Annotated in this window: 12 protein-coding genes; 8 read left to right on the top strand and 4 right to left on the bottom strand. The window is 59.3% G+C overall.

The window, feature by feature from the left end; all coding sequences use genetic code 11:
• Nucleotides 1–18: 18 nt before the first annotated feature.
• Nucleotides 19–1,713, bottom strand: coding sequence for a lactate permease LctP family transporter (locus tag BSF44_RS04300; RefSeq protein ID WP_095942413.1), 1,695 nt, complete (start codon nt 1,711–1,713; stop codon nt 19–21).
• 261 nt (nt 1,714–1,974) lie between these two features.
• Here BSF44_RS04300 and BSF44_RS04295 point away from each other — a divergent pair, with 261 nt between their 5' ends.
• Nucleotides 1,975–2,742: a GntR family transcriptional regulator gene (locus tag BSF44_RS04295; protein WP_095942412.1), complete on the top strand. Its 768-nt coding sequence runs from the start codon at nt 1,975–1,977 to the stop codon at nt 2,740–2,742.
• A gap of 63 nt (nt 2,743–2,805) precedes the next feature.
• On the opposite strand, the gene smpB is transcribed toward BSF44_RS04295, so the two are convergent.
• Nucleotides 2,806–3,288 (bottom strand): SsrA-binding protein SmpB, encoded by a 483-nt coding sequence (smpB, locus tag BSF44_RS04290; RefSeq protein WP_008057382.1) that lies wholly within the window; start codon nt 3,286–3,288, stop codon nt 2,806–2,808.
• A 118-nt stretch (nt 3,289–3,406) separates the two neighbouring features.
• On the opposite strand from smpB, the gene BSF44_RS04285 reads away from it, so the two are divergent.
• The 3 genes from BSF44_RS04285 to BSF44_RS04275 are packed head-to-tail and all read left to right on the top strand — an operon-like array spanning nt 3,407 to nt 5,559.
• On the top strand, nt 3,407–4,810 hold the full coding sequence (locus BSF44_RS04285; protein ID WP_095942411.1) for a sodium-dependent transporter: 1,404 nt from the start codon (nt 3,407–3,409) through the stop codon (nt 4,808–4,810).
• 7 nt (nt 4,811–4,817) lie between these two features.
• Nucleotides 4,818–5,252 carry a type II toxin-antitoxin system RatA family toxin gene (locus BSF44_RS04280; protein WP_095942410.1) on the top strand — a complete coding sequence of 145 codons (435 nt, stop codon included), beginning with the start codon at nt 4,818–4,820 and terminating at the stop codon, nt 5,250–5,252.
• Nucleotides 5,245–5,559, top strand: coding sequence for an RnfH family protein (locus BSF44_RS04275; RefSeq protein WP_095942409.1), 315 nt, complete (start codon nt 5,245–5,247; stop codon nt 5,557–5,559). The genes BSF44_RS04280 and BSF44_RS04275 overlap by 8 nt, the downstream gene beginning before the upstream one ends.
• Nucleotides 5,560–5,620: 61 nt before the next feature.
• On the opposite strand, the gene BSF44_RS04270 is transcribed toward BSF44_RS04275, so the two are convergent.
• A complete protein-coding gene (locus tag BSF44_RS04270; protein ID WP_007973139.1) occupies nt 5,621–6,148 on the bottom strand; it encodes an outer membrane protein assembly factor BamE in 528 nt (175 codons plus the stop codon).
• A 97-nt stretch (nt 6,149–6,245) separates the two neighbouring features.
• Between BSF44_RS04270 and fur the strand changes: the two genes are divergently transcribed.
• Entirely contained in the window at nt 6,246–6,650 is a 405-nt protein-coding gene (gene fur, locus BSF44_RS04265; RefSeq protein ID WP_003197684.1) for a ferric iron uptake transcriptional regulator, read from the top strand.
• Nucleotides 6,651–6,729: 79 nt separating this feature from the next.
• Here fur and recN read toward each other — a convergent pair whose 3' ends face one another.
• On the bottom strand, nt 6,730–8,403 hold the full coding sequence (gene recN, locus BSF44_RS04260) for a DNA repair protein RecN (RefSeq protein ID WP_095942408.1): 1,674 nt from the start codon (nt 8,401–8,403) through the stop codon (nt 6,730–6,732).
• A gap of 240 nt (nt 8,404–8,643) precedes the next feature.
• Here recN and grpE point away from each other — a divergent pair, with 240 nt between their 5' ends.
• The 3 genes from grpE (at nt 8,644) to dnaJ (ending at nt 12,648) form a co-directional block, all read left to right on the top strand.
• The gene (grpE, locus tag BSF44_RS04255; RefSeq protein WP_095942407.1) at nt 8,644–9,210 is read left to right on the top strand and encodes a nucleotide exchange factor GrpE; all 567 of its coding nucleotides are present in this window, start codon (nt 8,644–8,646) and stop codon (nt 9,208–9,210) included.
• Between the two features lie 102 nt (nt 9,211–9,312).
• A complete protein-coding gene (gene dnaK / locus BSF44_RS04250) occupies nt 9,313–11,229 on the top strand; it encodes a molecular chaperone DnaK (RefSeq protein ID WP_007973133.1) in 1,917 nt (638 codons plus the stop codon).
• A 294-nt stretch (nt 11,230–11,523) separates the two neighbouring features.
• Nucleotides 11,524–12,648 carry a molecular chaperone DnaJ gene (dnaJ, locus tag BSF44_RS04245; RefSeq protein WP_057716482.1) on the top strand — a complete coding sequence of 375 codons (1,125 nt, stop codon included), beginning with the start codon at nt 11,524–11,526 and terminating at the stop codon, nt 12,646–12,648.
• The last annotated feature ends 7 nt before the right edge of the window (nt 12,649–12,655 follow it).

The following is a 12,655-nucleotide window of genomic DNA, read 5'->3' as shown; positions in this document are numbered from 1 at the left end:
ATCGTGTTGCCTGTAGCCTTAATGCACCAGCATGCCGGTGAACCAGTAAGCCTGGGCCAACGTGATCAAGCCGACAATCGTTGCAAAGAATAGGCTGTGCTTGAGGGTGAAGCGGAACAGATCCGATTCTTTGCCCACCAGACCTGTCGCGGCGCAGGCCACGGCGATCGATTGTGGCGAGATCATCTTGCCGGTCACGCCGCCGCTGGTGTTCGCCGCCACCAGCAAGGTGTCGTTGACGCCGATCTGGTGCGCAGTGGTTGCTTGCAGCGAACTGAACAGCGCGTTGGACGAGGTATCGGAACCGGTGAGGAACACGCCCAGCCAGCCGAGGAACGGCGAGAAGAACGGGAAGGCCGCACCCGTCGCCGCCAGCACCAGCGCCATGGTCGAGGACATGCCCGAGTAGTTGGTGACGAAGGCAAACGCCAACACCATGCCGATGGACAGGATCGGCCAGCGCAGTTCGTAGAAGGTCTCTCTAAAAGTGGTCAGACCAGTTTTGATATTGATCTTCAACACCAGCATGGAGATCAGGGCCGAGAAGAAAATCGCCGTGCCGGTGGCGGAAATCGGGTCCAGTTTGAACACTGCCGGAAGGGCGGTCGGCGCGGCCACGATCGGTGCGACCTTGATCACCATTTGATCCAGATGCGGGATGGCGAAGTTGAATACGAAGCTGTACATCGAACCGCCGGCGGCGAACATCGCCTTGAACGGCTTCAGGGTCCAGATGGTGACCAGTACCGTCAGGATCAGGAACGGCGACCAGGCCTTGAAAATTTCCCCAAGGCTGTAAGGCGAAGCCACGGTGGTGCGCTTCTGGCCGAAACCACCGACGCTGGCGCTCACCACGGAGGCCGAGACAGCACCGACGATGTGTTGGCCGGCGGCGCGTTTGGGTTGCCAGACTTTCAGGAACAGGGTCAGGGAAATCAGGCTGGCCAGGGCCGAGGTGATGTCCGGCAGTTCCGGGCCGATGAAGTTCGAGGTGAAGTACTGGGTCACGGCAAAGCTCAAGCCAGCTACCAGGGCTGCCGGCCAGGTTTCCCGCACGCCTCGCAGGCCGTCCATCATGAACACCAGCCAGAACGGTACGAACAGCGACAGCAGCGGCAGTTGGCGACCGGTCATGGCGCCGATCTTGAACGCGTCGATGCCGGTGACTTGGCCGGCAACGATGATCGGAATGCCCAGAGCACCGAAGGCCACCGGTGCGGTGTTGGCGATCAGGCACAAGCCAGCGGCGTACAGCGGGTTGAAGCCAAGACCTACCAGCAGCGCAGCGGTAATCGCCACGGGTGCGCCAAAACCGGCCGCACCTTCGAGGAAGGCGCCGAAGCAGAAACCGATCAGCAGAACCTGCAGGCGCTGGTCATCGGTGATCGACAGGACCGAACTGCGGATGACTTCAAACTGCCCGCTCTTGACCGTCAGTTTGTAGAGGAACACCGCTGCCACGATGATCCAGGCAATCGGCCACAGGCCATAGGCGAAGCCATACCCGGCGGCGGCGAACGCCATATCGACCGGCATCTGGAAAGCGAAGATCGCCACCAGAATCGACAAAGCCAGGGTGATGCTGCCGGCCACATGCCCTTTGAGGCGGAACACGGCCAAAGCCAGGAAGAAAAACACGATGGGGATGACGGCGGCGAGTGCGGACAGGCCGAGGCTGCCGAGCGGGGTATAGAGCTGTTGCCAGGTTTGCATATGGGGTGGCCCCTAATTGTTGTTGGTCAGGCACTGATCAGCGTTCTTGGATAATTGGTAAGACCAATTTACAATCGCTGTTGGCTAGGGTAAAAGCCTTGTAGGCGGTGTGTCAATTTGCCGCCCTAAAACTTTTGTCGAATGCGAAGTGCGCAGGTCGTCTGTCTGGTCTTGCCAAATGCGCAATGGCAGGTGCTGGCGCAGCGCCAATAGGCCAGAATAGAGCCCCGGCGAGCCGTCGGATCGTGGAGTAATCGAGTTATGGGGTTTGATCAGATTCGTCAGCGCCGTTTGTCTGACGATATTGTCGAGCAGCTTGAGGGCATGATCCTTGAGGGCACGCTCAAAGCGGGTGAGCGCTTGCCGGCCGAGCGCGCGCTGGCCGAGCAATTTGGCGTGTCACGCCCTTCGTTGCGCGAAGCCATTCAGAAGCTGACCGCCAAGGGCCTGCTGGTCAGTCGCCAGGGTGGCGGCAACTATGTGGTGGAATCGCTGGGTAGCACCTTCAGTGATCCCTTGTTGCATCTGCTGGAAAGCAACCCCGAGGCGCAGCGCGATCTGCTGGAGTTTCGCCATACGCTGGAGGCGTCTTGCGCCTACTACGCGGCGCTGCGTGCCACGGATGTGGATCGCGAGCGGTTGACCGCGGCATTCAACGAATTGCAGGACTGTTATTCGCGTCACGAAGAGGTGAGTCGTGCCGAAGAAGGGGCGGCGGACGCAAGCTTTCACCTGGCGATCGCCGAGGCCAGCCACAATGCCGTGTTGCTGCACACCATTCGCGGGCTGTTCGACCTGCTCAAGCGCAATGTGGTGACCAACATCGGTGGCATGTACAAGCAGCGCACTGAAACCCGCGACATGCTGATCACGCAGCATCGGGAGTTGTATCAGGCGATTATCGAAGGGCATGCGGAGCTGGCGCGGGAAGTTTCCAGTCGACACATTCTGTATGTGCAGGAGGTGCTGGAAGAGGTGCGTCAGGAAGTGCAGCGCGTGGCCCGGGCGGAGCGGCGCAAGGGGATGTAGTCAGTTCACTGTGGCGAGGGAGCTTGCTCCCTCGCCACAAAAAGCCGCGATCAGGCCGAAAGATTAATCTTCCTTGCCCTTGTTGCGCACCGCACGCTGCAACTCGCGACCAGCGTCGCGTTCGCGTTCGGTATCGCGCTTGTCGTATTCCTTCTTGCCCTTGCCCAGGGCGATCTCGCACTTGACCATGTGCTTGCTCCAGTACCAGGACAGGCACACGCAGGCGTAACCCTTTTGCTGCACGGCCGCGGCCAGCTTTTCCAGCTCGCGCCGGTTGAGCAGCAATTTACGGGTGCGCACCGGATCCGCGATGACGTGGGTACTGGCGGTCGTCAGGGGCGTAATGTGGCTGCCGAGCAGCCAGGCTTCGCCATCCTTGAGCAGCACGTAGCTGTCCACCAGCTGCAGCTTGCTTGCCCGCAGACTTTTTACTTCCCAGCCGGCCAGGACCAGACCAGCCTCGAACCGATGTTCGATGAAGTAATCGTGTCGCGCCTTTTTGTTTTGCGCGATGGTCCCTGTTGGGTGTTTCTTCTGTTTAGCCATAGGGGCGGCATTATAGGGACTTGCACGCGAGTCGGCTACGGTATCGCTACGTGCTTGAGCAGGTTGATTGAATCCCGGACAATGCGGCCTCTTTTTTGAACGCTTGGGCGTGATAACGATGTCGACAGACAAGGTTTCTGTCCACGGCAGTTGGGCTAGCCGCTGGGTCTTCATACTCGCCGCGACCGGTTCGGCCGTGGGGCTGGGTAGTATCTGGAAATTCCCGTACATGGTCGGCGTATACGGCGGCGGTGCTTTCGTGCTGATGTTCCTGGCCTGCATCGCGCTGATCGGGGTGCCGGTGATGCTGGCGGAAACCCTGATCGGCCGGCGTGCCCGGCAGAGTCCGGCCAATGCCTTGAAGATCCTGGCGACCGAGGCGGGGCACTCACCCAAATGGTCCTGGGGCGCGTTTGCCGGGATGATCACGGCGTTGCTGATCCTGTCGTTCTACAGTGTGGTCGGTGGCTGGTCGCTGGACTACATCATCGACATGGGGCGTGGCGATTTTCAGGGCGCGACGCCTGATCAGGTGGGGGCTTACTTCGGCAATGTGATCGCCGATCCCTGGCGCCTGACACTTTGGCACACGATTTTCATGCTGCTGTCAGCTGTGGTGATCGCCAAGGGCGTGGTTGCCGGGCTTGAGCGCAGTTTGCGCATCATGATGCCGTTGTTGTTCGTGATGATCCTGGTGCTGCTGGGCTACAGCATGACTACCGGTCATTTCATGGAGGGCGTGCATTTCATGTTCGACTTCCACCCGGAAAAGGTCCTGGACGGCTTGCTGCCGGCGATGGGGCATGCGTTCTTTTCCCTGAGCGTGGGCGTCGGCTCGATCATGATCTACGGCGCCTACATGCCGAAGAGCTCGTCTATATCAGGGACGGTCGTTGGCGTGGCGCTGCTCGACACGTTCGTTTCCCTGGTGGCCGGTCTGGCGTTGTTTCCGATTGTGTTCGCAGCGGGCCTGAATCCGAGCGAAGGCCCGGGGCTGATGTTTGTCAGCCTGCCGTTTGCCTTCGGTAACGTGGCGTTCGGGCAATTGATGGGGGTGGTGTTCTTCGTGCTGGTGGCGGTCGCTGCCTGGAGTTCGGCGATCTCCCTGCTTGAGCCGATGGTGGCCTACCTGGTCGAGCGCACTAAAGTGAGTCGTGCCTGGGTCACCTTTTGGCTGGCTTTCAGCTGCTGGTTTGTCGGCCTGGGCACGGTGTTCTCCTTCAATATCTGGAAGGAGGCCAAGTTCTTCGTGAACGAAGGCGGGATGTTCCACCTCTACCAATGGGGAGCAACCGGTGGCCTGGACTTCTTCGGTGTGATCGATTTCTTCACCTCGCGACTCATGTTGCCGCTTGGCGGTTTGTGTTTCGTGGTGTTTGCGGGCTGGATCATGGGGCGTGAAGCGGTGCGCGACGAGTTGTCGATCCGCAACCCTGCGCTGTTTGGCCTGTCCTTGTTCTTGATGCGCTATGTGGCGCCCATCGGCATTCTCGTAGTGTTTGCCGCCCAGCTGTGGAAGTGACGCTGACATGACGACACACATTTCACGTTCGGCCTTGCTGCCGTACCCGGCGCAAGCGCTGTATGACCTGGTCAACGACGTGGCGCGCTATCCGGAGTTTCTGCCGTGGTGTTCCTCGGCCGAAATCCTGGAGAGCACCCCTGAGCATATGCGGGCGAGCGTCGGCGTGGCGAAGGGTGGCCTCAGTCAGCATTTCGTGACGCGCAACACGCTGGTTGCGGGGCAGTCGATCGAAATGAACCTCGAAGAGGGTCCTTTCACCCAATTGCATGGCATCTGGGTATTCAAGGCGCTGACTGACAAAGCCTGCAAGATCAGCCTCGATCTGTCGTTCGATTATGCCGGGCCACTGGTTCGTGCCACCTTGGGGCCACTGTTCAATCAGGCGGCGAACACTTTGGTGGATGCGTTCTGCCAGCGCGCCAAGCAGATACATGGTTGAGGAAATGATTGAAGTCGAGGTGGTCTACGCGGCCGTAGACCGTCAGGTGCTGCTGACAGTGGCCGTGCCTGTCGGAACGACCGTGCGTGCGGCCTTGCTCAGGTCGGCCGTGGCTGAAGAGTTTCCGGAGCTGGATCTGGCCCATTGCCCTGTGGGGATCTTCGGTAAGGTGGTGGCTGACCCGGAAAGTCGGGCAGTCCAGGCGGGGGATCGCATCGAGATTTACCGCCCGTTGCTGGCTGATCCGAAAGAGGTGCGCCGACTGCGGGCAGCGAAAGCTGCCGAGGCCAAAGCGCGGAATCAGTGAGTGGCTGAAACGCCAGACAATAAAAAGCCCGGGCATGCCGGGCTTTTTATTGCGTCGCAAATTATTGCGGCGAGGTGTCCAGTGGTTGCGGCGTCGGGACCGGAACGGTTTCTACTCCGTCGACGTCCTTCTGGATCTGATCCAGCAACGAACCTGGCTTGACCGGTTTTTCCGGTTTTGGCTTCTCGACGTTTTCTGCCGGGGCGGCCACTGTCGTGCCGCTGTCCTTGCCGAGAATGGCTTCGTCACGGCTCACGCCGGGCATGAAATCACCGGAGAGGCTGACAAGCTGATCATTTGGGTTGAAGATAACGCTAATGCGTTCCTGTTGGCGTTCACCGCCACCCGGTTGCAGGCTGTACAGATAATCCCAGCGATCGGCATGGAACGTGTCGGTCAGCAGAGGGTTGCCCATGATAAACCGTACTTGCTTACGGGTCATTCCCGGGCGTAACTGGTCTATCATGTCCTGCGTGACGACATTGCCCTGCTGGATGTCGATTTTGTAAACCCCGGGGAATGAACAACCGGCGAGTGCGAGCAGTCCCACAAAGGTGAAACTGGTTAGCAAGAGCTTGGTGTTTTGCATCGGTGGGCGACTTCCACTATCTTGGCTGGGACAACGTAAACGCCGATCATACCCGCATTAAGAGAAGCTGCGAAGCAGCATCGCGAGAAAGCTGACCATGGTTGAAAATAGCGAACTACGCAAAGCCGGCCTCAAAGTGACCCTGCCACGGGTCAAAATTTTGCAAATGCTCGATTCCGCCGAGCAACGCCACATGAGTGCCGAGGATGTCTACAAGGCCCTTATGGAGGCTGGTGAGGACGTCGGTCTGGCCACGGTTTACCGTGTTCTGACCCAGTTCGAGGCAGCTGGCCTTGTGGTGCGGCACAACTTCGACGGAGGCCATGCGGTCTTCGAGCTGGACGACGGCAAGCATCACGACCATATGGTCAACGTCGAAACCAGCGAAGTGATCGAATTCTTCGACGAAGAAATCGAGCGGCTTCAGAAAGCAATCGTCGACAAGTATGGCTTCGAGATGGTTGATCACAATCTGGTGCTGTACGTGCGCAAGAAAAAGTAAGCATGTCGCGCGAACATCAGTTCGCGAAACGAACGAAGGCGACCCCAGGGTCGCCTTCGTGCTTTCTGCCTTTATTTATTCAGGCTTTTGCGGCGACCACCATTTTTTTGGCATGCGCCAGGGACTCCTTGGTGAGATCGATGCCGCCCAGCATTCGTGCGACTTCTTCGACGCGATCGTTTTTGCTCAATTTGGATACGGCCGTGCGGGTGGCGTCTTCGCCGCGCACTTTGTGCACAAATAGATGCTGATGACCTTGCGCCGCCACTTGCGGTAAGTGGGTCACAGTCAGTACCTGCCCGCGCTCGCCGAGCCTGCGCAGCAGCTGGCCGACGATTTCCGCGGTCGGGCCGCCAATGCCGACGTCGACTTCGTCGAACACCAGGGTCGGTACACGGGAGGTCTGTGCGGTGATCACCTGGATCGCCAGGCTGATCCGCGACAGCTCGCCTCCGGATGCGACTTTTGCCAAGGCTTTCAACGGTTGGCCCGGGTTGGCGCTGACCAGCAGTTCAACCTGTTCAAGCCCGTTAGGCAGCAGTTCGTCGCTGCTGTTTGGGCGCAACTCGATGGTGAAACGCCCGCCAGGCATGCCCAGGCGCTGGATTTCCTGCTCCACGGCGCTGGCCAGGCTACTCGAGGCTTGATGGCGCAGATCGCTCAGCTCGCGAGCCCTTTCCTGGTAATGGCGAGCGTATGAAGACAGCTCGTCGCTCAGTCGCTCGATGGATTCGTCGTTGGCATTGAGGGTTTCGATTTCATCCAGCAGTTTCTGCTGCATCTCGGCGACTTCGGTCGGCTGGATGCGGTGTTTGCGCGCCAGGGTGTAGATCGCGTCGAGGCGTTCTTCCAGATATTGCAGGCGGGCGGGGTCTGCATCGAAATTGTCGAGAAAGCGATTGAGTTCGCCAACAGCTTCTTCGACCTGGATCTGTGCGCTGGTCAGCAGGCTGCTGGCTTCGCCCAGAGCGCCGACTGAATTGTTCACGCTGGAAAGGCGGTTGAGGCTGGCTGTTAGCGCATTCAACACATTCCCGGAATCACTTTCACTGCATTGCTCGACGACTTGCCGGCAGATGCCGAGCAAGGTCTCGGCGTTGGTCAGGTTCTTGTGTTCCTGCTCCAGCTGCTCCAGTTCGTTGTCGCCAAGGCCAAGGTTTTCCAGTTCTTCGAGTTGATAGCTGAGCAACTGATGTCGGGCGCGTTGCTCGTCGCCGGAGTTGGAGAGTCGCTCCAGCTCCTGGCGGGTCTGGCGCCAGCGCTGGGCGGCGAGTTGAACCTGACGGGCCAGATCGGTCGCGCCGGCATATTCATCGAGCAGGCGACGGTGGGTATCGGTCTTGAGCAGGGACTGGTGTTCGTGCTGGCTGTGAATGTCGATCAGCAGCTCGCCCAGCGCCTTGAGGTCGCCCAGCGGGCAGGGCGTGCCGTTGATGTAGCCGCGCGAGCGCCCTTCGGATGTGATGACCCGGCGCAGGATGCACGGACCGTCGTTTTCGAGGTCGCGCTCGGCCAGCCAGGCGCTGGCTTCCGGAATGTCGACCAGATCGAAGGTGGCCAGGATGTCGGCCTTGTCGGCGCCGGGGCGGACCACGCCGCTGTCGGCGCGATCGCCCAGGGTCAGGCCCAGCGCGTCGAGCATGATCGACTTGCCCGCGCCGGTTTCCCCGGTGATCACGCTCATCCCGCGATCGAGTTCGAGATCGAGATGTTCAACGATGGCGTAGTTGTGTACGGACAGGTGCACCAGCATATGGGCCGCTCCCAGGTGTTAGGTCTGGTTATTTATACAGTGTTTTGTTTCTGGCTGACAATGCCCCTCGTTAGCTCGATTCGCTCGGTCCGACGAAAGTCTTATCGCGACCGGCAATGACAAAGCAGTTGTTTTTTGTAGGGTTAATCGTTGAGCCCCCTTGAAGCCGGATTTTGCGGCCCCATATAGCTGGGCAGAAGCGCGAGTTGAGCTCGCGGACGAAATTGAAAGGAGAAATCTATGGCTGACGAACAGACAGTGGATACGCAAAACCCAGACGCCAACCAGGCGCCCGAGGCTTCGGGTGATGACCTGGCGGCTCGTGTACAAGTGCTCGAAGAGCAACTGGCAGGCGCTCAGGATCAGGCTTTGCGTGTAGCCGCCGATCTGCAGAACGTCCGCCGTCGCGCCGAGCAGGATGTGGAGAAGGCTCACAAGTTCGCGCTGGAAAAATTCGCCGGCGACTTGCTGCCGATCGTCGACAGCCTGGAGCGCGGCCTGGAATTGTCCAGCCCGGACGACGAAAGCATCCGTCCGATGCGCGAAGGCATCGAGCTGACCCTGAAAATGTTCCAGGACACCCTCAAGCGTTATCAGCTTGAAGCGATCGATCCCCATGGCGAACCGTTCAACGCCGTTCTCCATCAGGCGATGGCCATGCAGGAAAGCGCCGATGTCGAGCCGAACAGCGTTCTGAAGGTGTTCCAGAAGGGCTATCAGCTCAATGGCCGCCTGCTGCGCCCGGCGATGGTCGTGGTCAGCAAGGCGCCTGCGCCGGTTTCGCCTTCGATTGACGAGCAGGCTTGAAATCCGCCGCAAGGCCCCCATTTATAAGTCAAGCGTTTAAGTGCTACCGCAGTTAGCCACCACTGCTGCGGCAACCAAATCCAAAGTTTCGGGAGAGTGAACATGGGCAAAATTATCGGTATCGACCTGGGGACTACCAACTCCTGCGTCTCCGTGCTGGAAAACGGCAAGGCAAAAGTTATTGAAAACGCTGAAGGCGCGCGTACTACGCCGTCGATCATCGCTTACGCCAACGATGGCGAAATCCTGGTTGGCCAGTCGGCCAAGCGTCAGGCCGTGACCAATCCGCATAACACCCTGTACGCGGTGAAGCGTCTGATCGGTCGTCGTTTCGACGAAGAAGTCGTACAGAAAGACATTCAGATGGTCCCTTACAAGATCGTCAAGGCTGACAACAGCGACGCCTGGGTTGAAGTGAACGGCCAGAAAATGGCACCGCCACAAATCTCGGCTGAAATCCTGAAGAAAATGAAGAAGACCGCCGAAGACTACCTCGGCGAGACCGTGACTGAAGCGGTGATCACCGTTCCGGCCTACTTCAACGACAGCCAGCGTCAGGCCACCAAAGACGCCGGCCGCATCGCTGGCCTGGACGTAAAACGTATCATCAACGAACCAACCGCAGCTGCTCTGGCTTACGGTATGGACAAGGCCAAGGGCGATCACACCGTGATCGTTTACGACCTGGGCGGTGGTACTTTCGACGTTTCCGTGATCGAGATCGCTGAAGTCGATGGCGAGCACCAGTTCGAAGTGCTGGCCACCAACGGTGACACGTTCCTGGGCGGTGAAGACTTTGACATTCGTCTGATCGACTACCTCGTCGACGAATTCAAGAAAGAAAGCGGCATGAACCTCAAGGGCGACCCGCTGGCCATGCAGCGCCTGAAAGAAGCCGCTGAAAAAGCCAAGATCGAACTGTCCTCGAGCCAGTCGACCGACGTGAACCTGCCGTACATCACTGCAGACGCCACCGGTCCCAAGCACTTGAACGTGAAGATCTCCCGCGCCAAGCTCGAAGCGCTGGTGGAAGACCTGGTTCAGCGCACCATCGAACCTTGCCGCATCGCAATGAAAGATGCCGGTATCGACGTTGGCGCGATCAACGATGTGATCCTGGTAGGCGGTCAGACCCGTATGCCACTGGTTCAGAAGCTGGTGACCGAGTTCTTCGGTAAAGAAGCTCGTAAAGACGTCAACCCGGACGAAGCGGTTGCCATGGGTGCTGCCATCCAGGGTGCGGTACTGGCCGGTGACGTGAAGGACGTTCTGCTGCTCGACGTCAGCCCGCTGACCCTGGGTATCGAAACCATGGGTGGCGTGATGACCGCGCTGATCGAGAAAAACACCACGATTCCTACCAAGAAATCGCAAGTGTTCTCGACTGCCGACGACAACCAGGGCGCCGTGACCATTCACGTGCTGCAAGGCGAGCGCAAGCAAGCCGCACAGAACAAGTCCCTGGGCAAGTTCGACCTGGCCGACATTCCACCAGCTCCACGTGGTGTGCCGCAGATCGAAGTGACCTTCGACATCGACGCCAACGGCATCCTGCACGTCGGTGCGAAGGACAAGGCTACCGGCAAGACTCAGTCGATCGTGATCAAGGCCAACTCCGGTCTGTCCGACGAAGAAATCGAGCGCATGGTGCGTGATGCCGAGGCGAACGCCGAGGAAGACCGCAAGTTCGAAGAGCTGGCCGCTGCCCGTAACCAGGGCGACGCACTGGTTCACTCGACGCGCAAAATGGTTACCGATGCTGGCGATAAAGTGACTGCCGAAGAGAAGACGGCAATCGAAGCAGCCGTAGTTGCCCTGGAAGCCGCTGTCAAAGGCGACGACAAGGCTGCTATCGACGCCAAGGTTGAAGAGCTGTCGAAAGTCTCCGCTCCAGTGGCGCAGAAGATGTACGCCGAACAGGCTCAGCCTGCTGAAGGCGCTGCACCGCAGGGCGAATCGGCTGAGAAGGCTGACGACGTTGTCGATGCCGAGTTCGAAGAAGTCAAAGACCACAAGTAAGTTGTTGGTCGGCCGGTTGACTGCCTTCAGGCGGTGACTGGTAGGATGTCGCCGCGCGGGAGCTTGCTCCCGCGTTGGCGTATCTGGAATACGCGAATTTTTACAGCATGCGACACGGTTCGCGTGTTGTCGGCATGGTCGGGAATGCTCCTGCTTTCCGAGCTGAAAGTGCCATCGAAATAAAGACCAGGATCGTTGAATTGACGTGAGTTGGGTCCGGGCCTGTATTGGGGCTCAACGAGTTCGGCAAACTCAGGAGGGTTTTGTCGGACGTCCTCAAGAGTGCGAAGACTTATGGCAAAGCGTGACTATTACGAAGTGTTGGGTGTTGAGCGTGGCTCAAGCGAAGCGGACCTGAAGAAGGCTTACCGTCGCCTGGCGATGAAGCACCACCCGGACCGTAATCCCGATGACAAGGCGTCGGAAGAGATGTTCAAGGAGGCCAACGAGGCCTACGAAGTGCTGTCCGACTCCAGCAAGCGCGCGGCGTACGACCAGTACGGCCATGCCGGTGTCGATCCGAGCATGGGTGGTGGCGGTGCCGGTTTCGGCGGTCAGAACTTCTCCGACATCTTTGGTGATGTCTTCAGTGACTTCTTCGGTGGCGGTCGCGGCGGTTCCCGTGGCGGCGCTCAGCGCGGCAGTGACTTGCGCTACACCCTGGAACTGGACCTCGAAGAGGCGGTGCGCGGTACGACCGTGAATATCCGCGTTCCGACGCTGGTCAACTGCAAGCCTTGTGACGGCTCCGGCGCCAAGAAAGGCTCCGCGCCGGTGACCTGCCCGACGTGCGGCGGTATCGGCCAGGTGCGCATGCAGCAAGGCTTCTTCTCGGTGCAGCAAACCTGCCCGCGCTGCCATGGCCAGGGCAAGATCATTTCCGATCCGTGCGACTCCTGCCACGGCGAAGGTCGTGTCGAAGAGTACAAGACCCTGTCGGTGAAAGTGCCGGCCGGTGTCGATACCGGTGACCGCATTCGTCTGTCCGGCGAAGGCGAAGCAGGCGCTCAAGGTGGCCCGACGGGCGACCTGTACGTGGTGATCAATGTGCGCGAGCACTCGATTTTCCAGCGCGATGGCAAGCATCTGTTCTGCGAAGTGCCGATCAGCTTCGTCGATGCGGCGCTGGGTGGCGAGCTGGAGATTCCGACTCTTGATGGTCGGGTCAAGCTGAAGATCCCTGAGGGGACTCAGACCGGCAAGCAGTTCCGTGTGCGTGGCAAGGGTGTCGCGCCTGTGCGTGGCGGCGGTGCCGGTGACCTGATGTGCCGTGTGGCGGTCGAGACTCCGGTCAACCTGAGCCGTCGCCAGCGTGAAATGCTCGAGGAGTTCCGTAGTTCGCTGGCGGATGACAACAGCCATTCGCCAAAAACCACCGGTTGGTTCGAAGGCGTGAAGCGCTTCTTCGGCGATTTGTAAGGAGACA

This window comes from Pseudomonas sp. ACN8, from assembly GCF_002303925.1.
GTDB lineage: Bacteria > Pseudomonadota > Gammaproteobacteria > Pseudomonadales > Pseudomonadaceae > Aquipseudomonas.
Note: the sequence above shows the minus strand (reverse complement) of the source record. Positions and strands in the feature narration are given on the sequence as shown.